Consider the following 16,228-nt stretch of genomic DNA (forward strand, 5'->3'; position numbering starts at 1 on the left):
CCGCACCGCGCGCGTCTCTCTGAGTGAAGACGTCGCCAGACGCGTGATGCCGGGGGGCTCCGTGTCAGGCTGTGCGGCCCGGACGAGACCGGCCGTGCGGGGCCCGGATGCCTCGGGGGAGGACTTCCGGGCCCTGACTCTTCCCCTCCGGCCCCGCGGGCTCAGCGGGCGAAGAGGAGCCCGAGCGCGCCGAGCAGCGGCGGGCCCGCGAAGACGCCGAGCGCCAGCAGGATCACGACGATCGCGATCCAGGGGATGCCGCCCTTGAGCCGGCGGCCCGGTTGCGCGACACCCCTCGGTCCGAGCCAGTCGCCCGCGGGCGGCGGCGTGGCGGCCGAGGCGGTGTGGAACGGGAGCGCCGCGGCGGTGGGGACGAGCCGCTCGTCGCGCCAGCGCTGCCACTGCGCCAGCTTGTCGGTCAGCGCGGACACCGCCGAGAACAGCCAGGCCCATGTGGCCGGATCCGTCGTGGAGACCGGGCGCCCCGTGTAGAGGAAGAGCCATTCGTCGATGATCTCGACGTCGAGCTGCGCGGCGCTGTCGACGAACCGCGCCATGACGTCGGGGGTGAAGAGGTACAGCGCATCGCGCTCGTACCCCTCGGGGCAGTACAGCGTGAAGTACCGGTCGAAGTCGCCCTCGAGGCTCAGGCGCTGCGCCTTGGCGAAGCGGGCCGGCAGGTTCGAGCCGAACACCGAGTTGTTGCCCACGGCGTCGAGCACGATGTGCGGCAGCGGCGTGCCGGTGTGGATCGCGACGTAGCCCCAGCGGTGGGTCTGCTGGTTCTTCCCGGATCCGGTCGTGTACTGGTAGTTCGCGAACTCCACGAACCGCGGCTGCTCGCCGCGCAGGAGATCGGTCGCGACCCTCGAGTGGCCGTCGTCGAAGATCAGGCCCGGCAGCGGCGGCGCATCCAGCTTCGGGATGTAGGCCAGGCCGTTCGCCCGCGCGAACCGGTCCAGCCGGTAGCGCCGCTCCCGTCGGCCGCCGAGCACGTGCCGCACGATCGCCCAGACCGCCACGGAGAGGCCCGCCAGGATGACGAGCAGGAAGGGCAGCGCGATCAGGCCCCGGCCGTCGCGGACGAACGACCCGATCACCGTCGCGAAGATCCCGAGCACCACCAGGACGACCGGGACGAAGATCACGCCCAGCACGACGATGACCACGACGTTCGCGCCCGAGGTGGGGAAGCGGCGCTTCAGCTCCTCGTGGAAGCGGCGCACGTCCTGCCGATCCACCGGATCCAGCAGCGGCCGCGCCTCGAAGGGGAACGCGCGCGGGGCGGGGGGAGGCAGGCTCACGCTCGTCACGGTAGCGCGCGGATCCGGCGCCCGACGGATGATCCGCATCGATCCTGGGAGCTCGTCTCGCGGGGCCCGCCCCGGTCCGATAGACTGTCCAGGTTGTGCGGATCCGCGCGCGCTCGCGCTCGCCCGCATGACGTGCACAACACCCTCCTGCTGTCGGGAAATGCCCGGCAGCCGATCAAGTCCGAAGGAGGTGGGTAAGTGACGCACCAGTACGAGCTCATGGCCATCCTGCAGCCGGAGATCGACGAGCGCCAGGTTCCCACGATCGTCGACAAGTTCCTGACCGTGATCACCGAGTCCGGTGGTTCGATCGAGAACATCGACATCTGGGGCAAGCGCCGTCTGGCCTACGAGATCCAGAAGAAGAACGAGGGCATCTACGCCGTCGTCAACTTCACCGCGACCAGCGAGGCCACCCAGGAGCTGGACCGCCAGCTCGGCCTGAACGAGCAGATCATGCGCACCAAGGTGCTGCGCGCCGAGGAGGCCATCGCCATGATCGCCTCCGAGGCCAAGCGCGCCGAGGAGCGGGCTGCTCGCAAGACGGCGGCGAAGGCCTAAGTCCCATGGCCGGCGAAACCGTCATCACCGTCGTGGGGAACCTCACGGCTGACCCCGAGCTGCGTTACACGCAGAACGGACTGCCCGTGGCGAACTTCACGATCGCCTCGACGCCGCGCAACTTCGATCGCGCGTCCGGCGAGTGGAAGGACGGCGAGGCTCTCTTCCTGCGCGCCAGCGTGTGGCGCGAGTTCGCCGAGCACGTCGCGGGCACGCTGACGAAGGGCATGCGCGTCATCGCGCAGGGCCGTCTGCGTCAGCGCTCCTACGAGACGAAGGAAGGCGAGAAGCGCACCACGATCGAGCTCGAGATCGATGAGATCGGGCCGTCGCTGCGCTACGCCACCGCACAGGTCACCCGCGCCGCGGGCGGTCAGGGCGGCGGTCAGCAGGGCCAGTTCGGCGGCGGCGGTCAGCCGCGCCAGCAGGCCTCGCAGGAGCCGTGGTCGACCCCTGGGTCGCAGACGGGCGCCGACGCATGGAGCACCCCGGGGTCGTTCGGAGACGACACCCCGTTCTGAACCTCTGGATGCCGCTCGCGGCATCCGAAGCAAATCTCTAAGGACCAATAATGGCTGGAAAGTCGAGCGGCGACCGCCGCAAGCCGCGGAAGGGCGCGAAGAACGCCGCTCCCGCGAAGTCGATCCGGGTCGGCCTCATCGATTACAAGGATGTCGCCACCCTTCGCAAGTTCATCTCGGAGCGCGGGAAGATCCGCGCCCGTCGTATCACCGGTGTGTCGGTGCAGGAGCAGCGTCTGATCGCCAAGGCGATCAAGAACGCGCGCGAGATGGCGCTCCTGCCCTACGCCGGCGCCGGCCGCTAAGGAGCAACCATGGCAAAGCTGATTCTCACGCATGAGGTCGACGGCCTGGGTTCTGCCGGCGACGTCGTCGAGGTCAAGGACGGGTACGCCCGCAACTACCTCATCCCCCAGGGCTTCGCCACCGCGTGGACGCGCGGTGGGGAGAAGCAGGTCACGTCGATCCGTGCCGCCCGCGAGGCTCGCGCCATCGCGACGCACGAGGAGGCCGTCGCCCTGAAGAACACGATCGAGGGCGCCAAGGTCAAGCTCGCCGTCAAGGCGGGCGCCGAGGGTCGTCTCTTCGGTTCGGTCAAGACCGGTGACATCGCCGACGCGGTGTCCGAGGCCGGTCTGGGCTCGCTGGACAAGCGCAAGATCACCATCCCCGCCGCCATCAAGTCGGTGGGCGACCACGAGGCCGTCGTGCGCCTGCACGACGACGTCACCGCAGTGATCTCGCTGCAGGTCGTCGCGCTCAAGAAGTAAGCGTCCGACGCTCTCGAAGCGGGGCGGATCCTTCGGGATCCGCCCCGCTTTCGTCGTGCCGGAGCGGCGTGATCGCGGGATGCGGGGGCGATCTGCATGGGGCGGACCCGCCTGAATCACCGTGGACCGGAGCGGACATGGCGTCCACCCGGGCCGCGGCCTCCGGCGACGGGCATGGGTCGATCGACCCCGGGCTGGGCGATCCGGTGCCCGTGAGGGCGGCGGGAGCGTGTCGGCCGACGGGTGCCCGGGGATGTGCGGAGCCACAGCGGGAGCCGAGGATTCTTTGTGGTCAGATCCCGTTCATCCGCACTTGACATATCGGCCTTCCGGGGGACCGGTCGCCCCGGAGTTGTTCACACCCGGGCATGGTTCGACCAACCTTCAAGCAGTTGTTTAATCACAACGTCATCCACAGGATGTGGGAACTGCGAATCCCTGGTCGGGGATGAAATAAAGCAGGCGCGCTCCCGGGCGCGTCGCTTTTCTCCACAGGAGGTTTCCACACCTGCGTCGGCGGTTTCCGCAACTCTTCCACAGAGTTATCCACAGGCCGGTTTGCTTGGGGAGAACCCCGACCCTACGGTGAACGGGCGGATGTCGGAGGCCCCTGCTTCCCTGGTCGCAGCGCGTCCCGATCCGGATCACCCCAGCCGGATCCCCGAACCCGAGCAGCGCGCCCGCGCCCGCATCCCATGCCCGGGAGGAAAGGAAGTCCACGTGTCGATCGCCGACATCTCCGACGAGCGCATGGGCGGGCGCCGCGAGCACGAGCGCACGCCCCCGCACGACCTCCTCGCCGAGCAGTCGACGCTGGGCGGCATGCTGCTGTCGAAGGACGCGGTGGCCGACGTCATCGAGTCGCTGCGCGGCGCCGACTTCTACATCCCGAAGCACGAGCTGATCTTCGAGGCCGTGCTGTCGCTGTACTCGCACGGCGAGCCCACCGACGTGGTCGCGGTCACCGACGAGCTCATCAAGACTGGCGACCTGCAGAGGGCGGGCGGCGCCGACTACCTGCACTCGCTCACGTCGATCGTCCCGACCGCCGCGAACGCCGGCTACTACGCCAACATCGTCGCCGAGCGCGCGCTGCTGCGCCGCCTGGTCGACGCCGGCACGCGCATCGTGCAGATGGGGTACGCCGGCGAGGGCGAGGCCGTCGACCTGGTCAACAACGCGCAGGCCGAGATCTACAGCGTCACGGGCACCGAGCGCACCGAGGACTACGTGCCGCTCTCGATCGCGGTGGACGCCGCGATGGAGGAGATCGAGGCCGCCGGCGGCCGCGACGGCGGCATGACGGGCGTGCCCACCGGCTTCAACGAGCTGGACGAGCTGACCAACGGCCTGCACGGCGGTCAGATGATCGTCGTCGCCGCGCGTCCCGCCATGGGAAAGTCGACGCTCGCGCTCGACTTCGCCCGCGCCGCGGCGATCAAGAACAACATGCCCGCCGTGTTCTTCTCGCTCGAGATGGGCAAGGCCGAGATCGCGATGCGCCTGCTCAGCGCCGAGGGCGCCATCCCGCTGCAGAACATCCGCAAGGGCACGCTCGACTCGCGCGACTGGACGAACATCGCGCAGACGCGCGGTCGCATCCACGAGGCGCCGCTGTTCATCGACGACAGCCCGAACATGACGCTCGTGGAGATCCGCGCGAAGTGCCGCCGGCTCAAGCAGCGCGCGGGGCTCAAGATGGTCATCATCGACTACCTGCAGCTGATGACGAGCGGCAAGAAGGTCGAGTCGCGTCAGCAGGAGGTCAGCGAGTTCTCGCGTGCTCTGAAGCTGCTCGCGAAGGAGCTGCAGGTGCCGGTCATCGCGCTGTCGCAGCTGAACCGCGGATCCGAGCAGCGCACCGACAAGCGCCCGCAGGTGAGCGACCTGCGCGAGTCGGGCTCGATCGAGCAGGACGCCGACATGGTGATCCTGCTGCACCGCGACTCGGTGTACGACAAGGACACCCGCCCGGGCGAGGCCGACCTGATCGTCGCCAAGCACCGCAACGGCCCCACCGCCACGATCGAGGTCGCCTTCCAAGGCCACTTCTCGCGCTTCGCGGACATGGCCCCGGCGAACGACTTCCAGTAGCGATCCGCCCGCCCGGGCGGGCCGCCGATGATCCTCGCGCCTACACCCGCGCCGCGGCGCCGCGCAGGCGCTCCTCCGCGAGGCGGGGGAGTGCCACGTGGCGCGCGCTGTCGAGCGCACGCAGCACGGCGCCCTGCGTGACGATGTCCGCGCCGAGACGCGAGCGGACGAGGCTCGGGGCGGGCAGGTGCAGGTGTGGGCCGAGGGCGGCGCGCGCGGCCTCCAGGACCGGCTCCACGCCGTCCGCGATCGCGCCGCACACGATCACGCGCTCGGGGTCGAACATGCTCCCGAGCACGCCCACGATGCGGGCGAGGCTCTCGCCCGCGACGCGCGCGATGCTCGAGGCGTCGGGGTCGCCGTCGGCGGCGAGCGCCAGCACGTGGCGTGCGTCGATCTCACCCGGGCGCAGCGCGGCGAGCGCACCGTCCGGCGCCGCCTCGCCCGCGGCGATCATGGCGCGGGCCCGCTGCTCGATGATCGTGCCGAGGCCGAACGCCGAATCGACGCCGCGGACGTAGTCGAACGCGAACATCTCGCCGACGCCGCCGTGCATGCCGTGCAGCAGGTGGCCGTCGATCACGACCCCGGCGCCGAGCCGTTCGCCGGCCAGCAGCGCGACGTAGTCGCGGCAGTCCACGGCGCCGCCCGTCGTGCCCTCGGCCGTGGCGGCCAGCTGCGCGTCGTTCTTGACCTCGACGACGCGCGCGCGGTCCGCGAGCAGGTCGACGAGTCCCGCGTTGGTGCGCTCCCAGAACCCCTCCGGGTGCGGCGGGGAGTGGCCGTCGCGGTTCACCGGCGCGGCCACGCCGACGCACAGGGCGAGCAGCGCGTCGCGGGGCACGTCGGTCTCGGCGACGGCGGACTCGAGGAGGTGGAGCACCGCCTCCTGCCGCTGCGGGATCGAGTGGGCCGGATCGATCTCCACCCGCCGGTGCAGGATCGCCCGGCCGGCGAGGTCGGCGACCGTCAGGCTGAGGTGCGAGTCGCCCGCGTCGAGGCCGGCGACCAGGCCGAGATCCGCGGGCAGCTCGAAGCGGCGGGCCGGCCGTCCGGCGCGGTACTCCCCGGCGTCGCGGGCATTGGGGAGCTCGCGCAGCACGCGCGCCTCGACGAGCGTGTCGATCGCGTCGATCGTCGTCGACCTCGTCAGCGACGTGGCCGACATGGCGTCGCTCGCGGTGAACACCCCCGCGTCCCAGGCGAACTCGAGCACGCGACCGAGGCTGGCTCGGCCCGTGCCGAGATCCGGTGCTGCCCTCCGCGCCATCCCCTTGACCTTTCGCGTGCGTCCTGAGAGAGTCTTCCCCAATCCAATTGATTCGACCAGTAAATCTACTCCGCGGCGAAGCGCGAGCTCCGATGCTGGTCGGCAGGAAAGGACAACGGTGTCTTCCAGAACCACCCGGCTGATCCGGCCGCTGGCGGCCGGGGCCGCGCTCACGCTCGCCGGCGCGATGCTCGCCGGCTGCTCCGCGGACGGGCGCGAGACCATCCGCTTCACCTTCAACAAGCGCGAGGCGATCGAGTTCATGACCGAGCTCGTCGCCGAGTACAACGACTCGCAGGACGAGGTCCGCGTCGAGGTCGACACCTCCGGCGTCGACGTCATCTCGGCGAGCTTCGTGCGCGGCAATCCGCCTGACATCATGCTCGCCAACTACAACTACGAGGTCGCGCGCTTCGTGCAGCGCTGCGCGCTCACGGACCTGTCCGACTCCGACGCGGCGGCGAGCATCCGCGACGACCTCCAGCCCCTCATGGACCAGTACGGGACATGCGAGGGGCGCGTCAGCGCGCTGCCGTTCTCGGTGATGGCCGCCTCGGTCATCTACAACAAGGAGATCTTCGCCGAGCACGACCTCGAGGTGCCGCAGACCTGGGACGAGCTGCTGGCGGTGTGCGAGGAGCTGGAGGCCGCGGACGTCACGCCGATCTACGCCACGTTCAAGGACGACTGGACCGTGGCGCAAGGCTGGTACGACTACGCGCTCGGCGGATCGATCGACGTGCTCGACTTCTTCGACCGGCTCGCGGCGCAGGGCGCCGATGTCGGGCCGGACTCGGAGGTGTCGTTCCAGAAGGACTTCGCCGAGCCCATGGACCGGATGCTCGAGCTCGCCGGCCACGTGAACGACGACGCCGACAGCCGCGGGTACAACGACGGCAACACGGCGTTCGCCAACGGCGAGGCCGCCATGTACCTGCAGGGCCCGTGGGCCTTCAGCGAGATCGCCAAGACCTCGCCCGACCTCGAGCTGGGTACGTTCCCGCTGCCGATGACGGACGATCCCGAGGACCTCGCGGTGCGCGTCAACATGGACCTCGCGGCGATGATCCCCGAGGAGTCGCGCCACCAGGAGGCCGCCCGCGACTTCCTCGAGTACCTGTACCAGCCCGAGAACATCGAGGCGTACAACGCATCGCAGCTCGGCTTCACGCCCACGGATGACGCCCCGGCGCCGGACGACCCGCGCATCGAGGGCATGGCCGAGTACTACGACGAGGGACGCATCTTCCAGGGACCGTCGGTGCTCGTGCCCAAGACGATCCCCGTCTTCAACTACGCGCAGGCCATGGTGCTCGGGTCGGATCCCGGCGCGACCCTGCGCATCATGGACGCCGACTGGGCGCGCCTCGCCTTCCGGGCGCCCGCGCCCCGCAGCGACAGCGCAGGCGGCGAGACGAAGGAGTCCGCAGGATGACCACCACCACGACGATCGTCACGGGCGGGGACCGGCGGACGTCCCGCAGCTCCCGCCGCGTCGAGCCGATCTACTACCTGTTCCTGCTGCCGAGCCTCGTGCTGTTCACGCTGGCGATCACGGTGCCCGGCATCGTCGGCATCTTCTTCAGCTTCACCGACTCGATCGGCATCGGCGAGTGGAGCTTCAACGGCGTGACGAACTACGTCGCGATGTTCAGCGATCCGGCCATCCTGCAGAGCTACCTCTTCACGTTCGGGTTCTCGATCGCGACCGTGATCGTGGTGAACGTCATCGCGTTCCTGCTGGCGATCGGGCTGACCTCCCGGATCCGGCTGAAGACGGGCCTGCGGACGGTGTTCGTGATCCCCATGGTGATCTCGGGCATCATCATCGCCTACGTCTTCAACTTCCTGTTCTCGAACTCGCTCCCGGCCGCGGGATCGGCGATCGGCGTGCCGTGGCTCGCGGAGAGCCTGCTGGCGAATCCGGATCTCGCGTGGGTGGCGATCGTGATCGTGACCGCGTGGCAGGCCGTGCCGGGCACGCTGCTCATCTACATCGCCGGCCTGCTCTCCGTGCCGGGCGACGTGTACGAGGCGGCCGACATCGACGGCGCCAGCAGGACGCAGCAGCTGTTCCGGATCACGGTCCCGCTCGTCGCCGGCTACGTCGTGATCAATGTGATCCTCGGCTTCAAGAACTTCCTGAACTCGTACGACATCATCGTCGGCCTGACGAACGGCGGCCCAGGAACCGCCACCCGCAGCGTCGCGATGACGATCGTGCAGGGCTTCTTCGGCGGTGACTACGCCTACCAGATGGCCAACGCGACGATCTTCTTCGTCGTCGCGGTGCTCATCTCCCTCCTCCAGCTGTCGCTGACCCGCGGAAGGAACACGTTCTGATGTCCACCGACACCTCCACCTCGCCCTCCACCGCGGACATCGCCACGTCGCCGCGCACCTCGCGCGTCGGCGCCGAGCGGATCAACTGGTCCGGCACGATCCTGCTCCTGCTGTGCGCGGTCACCGTGGTGCTGCCGCTGTACGTCACGATCTCCATGGCGTTCAAGACCTCGAGCCAGGCGGTCGACGGCAACGCGTTCTCGCTGCCCGCGCCGTTCAGCGTCGACGGCTTCGTCGAGGCGTGGAACCTGACGCGGTTCCCCGTCGGCGCCGGCATCTCGCTGTTCGTCACCGCCGGCACCGTCGTCCTGACGATCCTGCTGGCCGCGTTCGCGTCCTACGCGATCGTGCGCAACTGGGACCGCCGCCTGTTCCGGTACTCGTTCTTCTACCTGCTGGCGGCGATGTTCATCCCGTTCCCGGTGGTGGCGCTCCCGCAGATCCAGCTGACCGGCCGCGTGGGCCTCGACAACCCCGTGGGCGTCATCCTGCTGGCCACGATGTTCCAGCTGAGCTTCAGCGTGCTGCTGTTCACGGCGTTCCTGCGCTCGATCCCGCTCGAGCTGGAGGAGAGCGCCCGGATCGACGGCGCGACCACGTGGCAGACGTTCTGGAAGCTGATCTTCCCGCTGCTCGCGCCGATGAGCGCGACGGTCGGCATCTTCGCGTTCCTGTACGCCTGGAACGACTTCATGATGCCGTCGCTGATCATCTCGGATCCGGCCCTGCAGACCCTGCCCGTGCGGCAGAACCTGTTCCAGAATCAGTTCAGCAACAACTACAACGTCGCCTTCGCCTCGTACCTGATGGCCATGGCGCCCGCGATCGTCGCCTATCTGTTCACACAGCGCTGGGTGATGGAGGGCGTCACGCAGGGCGCCGTCAAGGGCTGAACCCGCACGTCGCACGCACCGAACCCGACACAGAAGGAGCTCCCGCTTCATGACCGAAGTGCTGCCCGCCGAGACCCGTGAAGCCGACCCCGCCGCCGTCTGGTGGCGCCAGGCCGTCGTCTACCAGATCTACCCGCGCAGCTTCGCCGACGCGAACGGCGACGGGCTGGGCGACCTGCCCGGCATCCTGACCCGCGTCGACTACCTCGCCGAGCTCGGCGTGGACGCCGTGTGGCTGAGCCCGTTCTACCCGTCGGCCCTCGCGGACGGCGGATACGACGTGGCCGACTACCGCGACGTCGACCCGCGCCTGGGCACGCTCGACGACTTCGACGCGATGGTCGCGGCGCTGCACGCGCGCGGCATCAAGGTCGTCGTGGACATCGTGCCGAACCACACGTCCGACCTGCACGAGTGGTTCCAGGAGGCGCTCGCCGCGGGCCGCGGATCCGCCGCGCGCGAGCGGTACATCTTCCGCGAGGGCACGGGACCGGATGGCGCCGAGCCGCCGACCGACTGGCTGTCCGTGTTCGGCGGTCCCGCGTGGCACCGCGTGGAGGACGGCCAGTGGTACTTCCACAACTTCGCCAAGGAGCAGCCCGACCTGAACTGGGACAACCCGGAGGTGCGCCAGGACTTCCTGACGACCCTGCGGTTCTGGTCGGACCGCGGCGTCGACGGCTTCCGCATCGACGTCGCCCACATGCTCACGAAGGACCTCACCGAGCCGCTGCCCTCGCGCGAGGAGCTCACGCGGATCCCGATCGACGGCAACCACCCGCTGATCGACCGCGACGACGTCCACGAGATCTACGCCGAGTGGCGGCAGCTGTTCAACTCGTACGACCCGCCGCGCACGGCGGTCGCCGAGGCGTGGGTGGCCTCCGACCGCGTGCCGCGCTATGCGAGCCCGGAGAGCCTCGGCCAGTCGTTCAACTTCGACCTGCTCGAGGCCGACTTCGACGCGCCGTCGTTCCGGCGGATCGTGACCGACAACCTCGCGCTCGCGGCGCAGTCCGGCTCGTCCAGCACCTGGGTGCTGTCGAACCACGACGTCGTGCGCCACGCGACCCGCTACGGCCTGCCGCCCGCGCCGGCCGACTCGACGGCGCCCGCGCGGCACGGCGGCGAGTGGCTGCTGGGCGGCGGGGACGAGGCGCTGCTCGACCGCGAGCGCGGCGCGCGACGCGCGAGGGCGGCCACGCTGTTCCTGCTCGGCCTGCCCGGCTCGGCCTACCTGTACCAGGGCGAGGAGCTCGGCCTGCACGAGGTGGCCGACATCCCCGAGGAGGAGCGTCAGGACCCGACGTTCTTCCGCACCGGGGGAGCGGAGATCGGGCGCGACGGATGCCGCGTGCCTCTGCCGTGGACCGCGTCGGGGCCCTCGTTCGGCTTCGGCCCGGAGGGTGCGCACCTGCCGCAGCCGGGGTGGTTCGCGCAGTACGCGGTCGAGAGCCAGGAGGCCGACGCCGCGTCGACCCTGTCGCTCTACCGCCGCGCGCTGGGGCTGCGCCACGACCTGCAGAGCGGCGAGCAGCTCGACTGGATCGAGACCGGCCGCGACGACGTGCTCCGCTTCCGGCGCCCCAACGGCTGGCAGGTCGTGACGAACTTCGGCACCGAGCCCTACGAGTTGGGGCCGTCCGAGCTCGCGTCCGGCGACGGCGAGGTCGTGCTGTCGAGCGACGGCGGGACGGCTGGATCCGTCCCCGCCGAGACGACGATCTGGATCGCGCCCGCGCGCTGATCCGTCCGCTCGCCGCGCGGGCAGGAGATATCCGCAATCGAGGACGGATCCGGCCGGATCCGTCCTCGAGCGTGGATATCTCCTCGCGCCGGGGCTCAGGCCTCGCCGAGGCCGTCGGCGATCAGCTTCCGCAGCTCCTCGACCGCGGTCGCGGCATCCGGGCCCTGCGCGTCGATCCGCAGTACGTGGTCCTTTGCCGCCGCGAGCGAGAGCAGCCCGACGAGGCTCGCGCCGTTGACCGGCCCGCGGTCCGCGGTGACGTTGCGGATCCGGATCCGCGCGTCGTAGCCGCCCGCGGTGCGCGCGAGGGCCGCGGCGGGGCGCGAGTGCACGCCGAGCGGGTTGACCAGCGTGGCCTCGGCGCTCGCCTCGGCGGCCGCGGGCTCTGGCGCCGGCTCGGGCGCCGGCGTCGAGGGCTCCTCCTCCCGCCGCTTGGCCGCGAGGGCGTTCGCCGCCTCCGCGGCGACCTCGTCGAGCGTGCCGCCCGTGGCCGCGCGCACGAACGCGGCCGTCGTGCCCTCGACGAGCGGGCCGTCGCTGATCCGGACCGGCTGCGTGCTCTCGCGCAGGTCGAGCGCGAGATCCGTGCTGAGCGCGGCGGAGCCGAGGTCCGTCATCACCAGCACGCCCTCGAGATCCGCCAGCTCGTCGATCGCCGCGGCGATCGCGGCCGCGTCGGTGCCGAAGCCGCCGTCGGCGCCCGCCGCGATCCGCACCTCCGGCCGCTCGCCCTGCGCCATCTGCATCGCGAGGTCGACCGTCGCCCGGGCGAGCGGCTCGCTGTGGGAGACGATCACCAGCCCGATCATGCCGCGACGGCCTCCGCCAGCGCCTCGAGCAGGAGAGCGGACGAGGCCGCGCCCGGGTCGATGTGCCCGGCGCTGCGCTCGCCGAGGTACGACGCCCGTCCCTTGCGGGCCACGAGCGGCTCGGTGGCATCGCGTCCCTCGGCGGCGGCCGCGGCGGCGGCGGCGGCCGCGTCGGCGAGCGAGCCGCCGCCCGCGAGCGAGGCGCCGAGCGCCTCGAGCGCGGGCCGCAGCGCGTCGACCATCGTCTTGTCGCCCGGCTCCGCCTTGCCGCGCGCGACGATGCTGCCGAGCCCGGCGCGCAGGGCGGCCTCGACGTCGGATGCCTCCGCCTCCGCGCCGTCGGGCAGCGCCTTGGCGACCTCGAGGAAGAACGAGCCGTACAGCGAGCCGCTCGCCCCGCCCACCTTCGAGATGAACGTCATGCCGACCGCCTTCACCAGCGCCTGCAGGCTCTCGGCGCCCTCCAGCTTCGGCTCGACGGCGGCCATCCCGCGCTTGAGGTTCGTGCCGTGGTCCGCATCGCCGATCGCCGAATCGAGCTGCGTCAGGTACTCGGCCTGCGCCGCCACCTTCTCGCCGAAACCGTGCAGCCAGGCGACGGCGGCGTCGGTCGTGAACGCTCCCGCCATGTCAGCGGCCCCACCGCAGGCCGGGGGTGACGACCGGCGCGTCCCACAGCCGCAGGATCTCGTCGTCCGCGCGCACCAGGGTCAGCGAGGCGCCCGCCATGTCGAGGCTCGTGATGTAGTCGCCCACGAGCGAGCGGGCGACCGTGATGCCGCGCTGCTCGAGCGCCGCCGCGATCTCGCCGTACGCCGCGTAGAGCTCGATCAGGGGTGTGCCGCCGAGCCCCGACAGCAGCGCGATCACGGGCGCTCCCGTGAAGTCGAGGTCGGCCGCGATCGCGTCGACGATCGTCTCGGCGATGTCGTGCACCGAGGCCAGCGGCTCGCGGTGGCGGCCCGGCTCGCCGTGGATGCCGACGCCCACCTCCATCTCGTCCTCGGGCAGGTCGAAGCTGGGCTTGCCGACGGCGGGCACGGTGCAGCTCGTGAGGGCGACGCCCATGGAGCGTCCGGCCCTGCTGACCTTCTCGGCGATCGCCTTCACGTCCGCGAGCGAGCGCCCCTCGGCCGCGGCGGCGCCCGCGATCTTCTCCACGATCACGGTCGTTCCGACGCCGCGGCGCCCCGCGGTCCACGTCGAGTCCTCGACCGAGACGTCGTCGGCGACGAGCACCGACTCGACCTCGATGCCCTCCTCGCGTGCGAGGTCCGCGGCCATCTCGAAGTTCAGGACGTCGCCCGTGTAGTTCTTGACGATGAAGAGCACGCCCTGGTCCGAGTGGACCAGCTGCGCGGCGGCGAGCATCTGATCCGGCGTCGGCGACGTGAAGATCTCGCCCGCGCAGGCCGCGTCGAGCATCCCCTCGCCGACGAACCCGCTGTGCAGCGGCTCGTGTCCGGATCCGCCGCCCGAGACGAGCGCGACGTGGGGCTCGCTCGTGCGCGGGGCGGCGACGACGCGGTTCTCCAGATCCACCGTGAGCTCGGGGTGCGCGGCCGCGACGCCTCGCAGGGCGTCCGCCAGCACGGTGTCCGGGGAGTTGATGAGCTTCTTCATGCGCGGGTCTCCTTCGACTCGGGGTGGGGCCAGACCCTCTTCGCCGAGGATCTTCGGGGGGCTCCTCCTCGCATGCTGGCCCCGCGCGCGGCGCGTGGCAAGAGTCGATCCGCGACGCCGGGCAAACGTGCACGTCGGCGGGTGCGCGGGGGCCTGGAAGACTGAGCGGATGATCTCCGCCCGGGCCGCCGTCGACCGCTTCGCCTGCCGCGTCGACGAGGAGGGCCTCGGGGCGCTCGGCGCGCACGTCCTGATCGGCGACGACGCCGCGTCCCACCGCTGGGCCGACGACGTGCGCGCCGACGTCCACTCGGTCGCCAAGGGGGTCTGCGTCCTCGCCGCGGGCATCGCCTCGGACGAGCGCCTGTTCGACGTCGACGCGCCCGTGGCCCGGTACCTGCCCGGCTTCGAGCTCGGCGACGGCGTGGGAGACGTGACGACGCGGCATCTGCTCGCCATGACGAGCGGCATCGACCTGCCGTGGTCGGAGACCATGTTCGAGGAATGGCCGGATCTCGCGCGCGAGTTCCTGCGTCGCCCCTCCTCGGGTCGGGTCATGGACTACTCCAACGCCAGCACCTACACGGCGATGCGGGCGCTCGCCGCGGCGGTCGGCGACGTCCGCGAGTACCTCGTCCCGCGTCTGTTCGCGCCGCTCGGCATCGACGCGCCGGAGTGGGATCGCTGCCCGCTCGGGTGGATCCGCGCCGGCGACGGTCTGCGCCTGCGGACCGAGGAGCTCGCCCGCATCGGCCGGCTGATCCGCGACCGAGGCGTGTGGCACGGCCGCCGGGTCGTCGGCGCCGCGTGGACCGATGCGATGCACACCGACTGGATCGCCACGGGCGGCTCGCCGGGCTACGACCGCTACGCGCTGTCGGGCTGGGCGGGGCCGGGCGACGCCTGGCGCCTGCACGGCGCGCACGGCCAGCTCGTCGTGTTCGCGGGCGACGCGGTCGTCACGGTCACGGCCGACGACCACGCGGGCGGATACCGGATGGCCGAGCTCGCGGTGGAGGCTGTGCGGGGCTGAGCCCGGGAGCGCCGACGCACCGTCGGGCGAGGAGATATCCTCCGCCGAGGGCCGCCGAATCCGGATCCGTCCTCGAACCGGGAGATCTCCTCGCGCAGCGGCGGGTCGGCGGTCGTCAATTGGTCAGCGCTTGCTGTATGGTCAGCAGATGCTGACCATCGCCTCGCGCCTCGATGTCATGCACCGGCTGGGCCGGGCGATGGCGGATCCGACGCGCGCGCGCATCCTGCTCGCCCTCCTCGAGGGGCCCGGCTATCCCGGCGAGATCGCGCGCGACCTCGGGCTCACGCGCACCAACGTGTCGAACCATCTGACCTGCCTGCGCGGATGCGGCCTGATCGTCGCCACTGCCGAGGGCCGCCGCACCCGCTACGACATCTCCGATCCGCACCTGACGCGCGGGCTGCGGCAGCTGCTCGAGGCTGTGGTCGCGGTCGACGAGGGCGCGCCGTGCGGCGACGACGCGTGCGAGTGCTGCGCGTGACCGCCGTCTCCGTCGAGCGGCGCGATCTGCTGCACCGTCGGATCCGCTGGATCGTCGCGGGCACCATCGCGTACAACGTGGTGGAGGCGGTCGTCGCGCTGGCCGCGGGAGCCGCCGCGTCCTCCGGCGCGCTCATCGGCTTCGGGTTGGACTCGACGGTCGAGGTGCTGTCCGCTGCCGCGGTGGCCTGGCAGTTCACGCGACGCGACCCCGAGCGCTGGGAGAGGGACACGCTCCGGGTGATCGCCGCGGCCTTCTTCGCGCTCGCCGGGTATGTCACCGCGTCGTCGGCGATCGCCCTGCTGACCGGGTCGGATGCCGCGCACTCGCCCGTCGGCATCGTCCTGACCTCGCTCAGCCTGGTCGTGATGCCGTTCCTGTCGCGCGCGGAGCGCGTCGCCGGCCGTGAGCTGGGCTCGGCGACGGCGGTCGCCGACTCGACGCAGACGCTGATCTGCGCGTACCTGTCGGCCGCCGTGCTCGCTGGGCTGATGCTCGACAGCCTGCTCGGATGGTGGTGGGCGGACGCGGTCGCGGGCCTCGTGATCGCGGGATTCGCGGTGCGCGAGGGCGTCGAGGCATGGCGCGGCGACGCGTGCGCCACGTCGGTCGGGATGCTGCTCGAGGGCGAGGGCGAGGGCGAGGGCGAGGGCGAGGGCGAGCACGAGCACTGACGGCGCCGCCACCCACCGAGGAATTCTCCGCGGTCGAGGGCGTCCGATCCGGATCCGTCCTCGATCGGGGAGATCACCTCGCCTAGGGCCGGG

General features: G+C 71.0%; 17 protein-coding genes. 12 read left to right on the forward strand and 5 right to left on the reverse strand.

The window, feature by feature from the left end; translation table 11 throughout:
• Positions 1-161: 161 nt before the first annotated feature.
• Positions 162-1,304: a hypothetical protein gene (locus tag AAD528_RS09600; RefSeq protein ID WP_345751852.1), complete on the reverse strand. Its 1,143-nt coding sequence runs from the start codon at positions 1,302-1,304 to the stop codon at positions 162-164.
• Between the two features lie 207 nt (positions 1,305-1,511).
• On the opposite strand from AAD528_RS09600, the gene rpsF reads away from it, so the two are divergent.
• From rpsF to dnaB, 5 genes are all read left to right on the forward strand, one after another.
• Positions 1,512-1,874, forward strand: coding sequence for a 30S ribosomal protein S6 (gene rpsF, locus AAD528_RS09605; protein ID WP_345751853.1), 363 nt, complete (start codon positions 1,512-1,514; stop codon positions 1,872-1,874).
• Positions 1,875-1,879: 5 nt separating this feature from the next.
• The gene (locus AAD528_RS09610; protein WP_345751854.1) at positions 1,880-2,395 is read left to right on the forward strand and encodes a single-stranded DNA-binding protein; all 516 of its coding nucleotides are present in this window, start codon (positions 1,880-1,882) and stop codon (positions 2,393-2,395) included.
• Positions 2,396-2,445: 50 nt separating this feature from the next.
• The gene (gene rpsR, locus AAD528_RS09615; protein WP_055987764.1) at positions 2,446-2,700 is read left to right on the forward strand and encodes a 30S ribosomal protein S18; all 255 of its coding nucleotides are present in this window, start codon (positions 2,446-2,448) and stop codon (positions 2,698-2,700) included.
• Between the two features lie 9 nt (positions 2,701-2,709).
• Positions 2,710-3,165 carry a 50S ribosomal protein L9 gene (rplI, locus tag AAD528_RS09620; protein ID WP_345751855.1) on the forward strand — a complete coding sequence of 152 codons (456 nt, stop codon included), beginning with the start codon at positions 2,710-2,712 and terminating at the stop codon, positions 3,163-3,165.
• A 750-nt stretch (positions 3,166-3,915) separates the two neighbouring features.
• Positions 3,916-5,259, forward strand: coding sequence for a replicative DNA helicase (dnaB, locus tag AAD528_RS09625; RefSeq protein ID WP_345751909.1), 1,344 nt, complete (start codon positions 3,916-3,918; stop codon positions 5,257-5,259).
• 40 nt (positions 5,260-5,299) lie between these two features.
• Here the strand turns inward: dnaB and AAD528_RS09630 are convergent, their stop codons facing one another.
• Positions 5,300-6,475, reverse strand: coding sequence for an ROK family protein (locus tag AAD528_RS09630; protein WP_345751856.1), 1,176 nt, complete (start codon positions 6,473-6,475; stop codon positions 5,300-5,302).
• A gap of 172 nt (positions 6,476-6,647) precedes the next feature.
• Between AAD528_RS09630 and AAD528_RS09635 the strand changes: the two genes are divergently transcribed.
• The 4 genes from AAD528_RS09635 to AAD528_RS09650 are packed head-to-tail and all read left to right on the forward strand — an operon-like array spanning position 6,648 to position 11,512.
• Positions 6,648-7,964: an ABC transporter substrate-binding protein gene (locus AAD528_RS09635; protein ID WP_345751857.1), complete on the forward strand. Its 1,317-nt coding sequence runs from the start codon at positions 6,648-6,650 to the stop codon at positions 7,962-7,964.
• Positions 7,961-8,872 (forward strand): carbohydrate ABC transporter permease, encoded by a 912-nt coding sequence (locus AAD528_RS09640; RefSeq protein WP_345751858.1) that lies wholly within the window; start codon positions 7,961-7,963, stop codon positions 8,870-8,872. Before AAD528_RS09635 ends, AAD528_RS09640 begins: the two co-directional genes overlap by 4 nt.
• Complete coding sequence (locus AAD528_RS09645; RefSeq protein WP_345751859.1) at positions 8,872-9,765, forward strand: carbohydrate ABC transporter permease; 894 nt, start codon at positions 8,872-8,874, stop codon at positions 9,763-9,765. Before AAD528_RS09640 ends, AAD528_RS09645 begins: the two co-directional genes overlap by 1 nt.
• Positions 9,766-9,814: 49 nt before the next feature.
• The gene (locus tag AAD528_RS09650) at positions 9,815-11,512 is read left to right on the forward strand and encodes a glycoside hydrolase family 13 protein (RefSeq protein ID WP_345751860.1); all 1,698 of its coding nucleotides are present in this window, start codon (positions 9,815-9,817) and stop codon (positions 11,510-11,512) included.
• Between the two features lie 95 nt (positions 11,513-11,607).
• Here AAD528_RS09650 and AAD528_RS09655 read toward each other — a convergent pair whose 3' ends face one another.
• From AAD528_RS09655 to dhaK, 3 genes are read right to left on the reverse strand one after another with little or no spacing between them, the layout of a single operon-like run.
• Entirely contained in the window at positions 11,608-12,309 is a 702-nt protein-coding gene (locus AAD528_RS09655; RefSeq protein ID WP_345751861.1) for an HPr family phosphocarrier protein, read from the reverse strand.
• Positions 12,310-12,317: 8 nt separating this feature from the next.
• Complete coding sequence (dhaL, locus tag AAD528_RS09660) at positions 12,318-12,950, reverse strand: dihydroxyacetone kinase subunit DhaL (protein WP_345751862.1); 633 nt, start codon at positions 12,948-12,950, stop codon at positions 12,318-12,320.
• 1 nt (position 12,951) lies between these two features.
• A complete protein-coding gene (gene dhaK, locus AAD528_RS09665) occupies positions 12,952-13,944 on the reverse strand; it encodes a dihydroxyacetone kinase subunit DhaK (RefSeq protein WP_345751863.1) in 993 nt (330 codons plus the stop codon).
• Positions 13,945-14,113: 169 nt separating this feature from the next.
• Between dhaK and AAD528_RS09670 the strand changes: the two genes are divergently transcribed.
• The 3 genes from AAD528_RS09670 (at position 14,114) to AAD528_RS09680 (ending at position 16,135) form a co-directional block, all read left to right on the forward strand.
• Positions 14,114-14,977, forward strand: a complete 864-nt coding sequence (locus AAD528_RS09670) for a serine hydrolase domain-containing protein (RefSeq protein WP_345751864.1) — start codon at positions 14,114-14,116, stop codon at positions 14,975-14,977.
• Between the two features lie 148 nt (positions 14,978-15,125).
• Positions 15,126-15,461: a Cd(II)/Pb(II)-sensing metalloregulatory transcriptional regulator CmtR gene (cmtR, locus tag AAD528_RS09675; protein ID WP_345751865.1), complete on the forward strand. Its 336-nt coding sequence runs from the start codon at positions 15,126-15,128 to the stop codon at positions 15,459-15,461.
• Positions 15,449-16,135 (forward strand): cation efflux transmembrane domain-containing protein, encoded by a 687-nt coding sequence (locus AAD528_RS09680; protein ID WP_375339599.1) that lies wholly within the window; start codon positions 15,449-15,451, stop codon positions 16,133-16,135. Before cmtR ends, AAD528_RS09680 begins: the two co-directional genes overlap by 13 nt.
• The last annotated feature ends 93 nt before the right edge of the window (positions 16,136-16,228 follow it).

It is taken from the genome of Microbacterium rhizophilum (assembly GCF_039605615.1).
Taxonomy (GTDB): domain Bacteria; phylum Actinomycetota; class Actinomycetes; order Actinomycetales; family Microbacteriaceae; genus Microbacterium; species Microbacterium rhizophilus.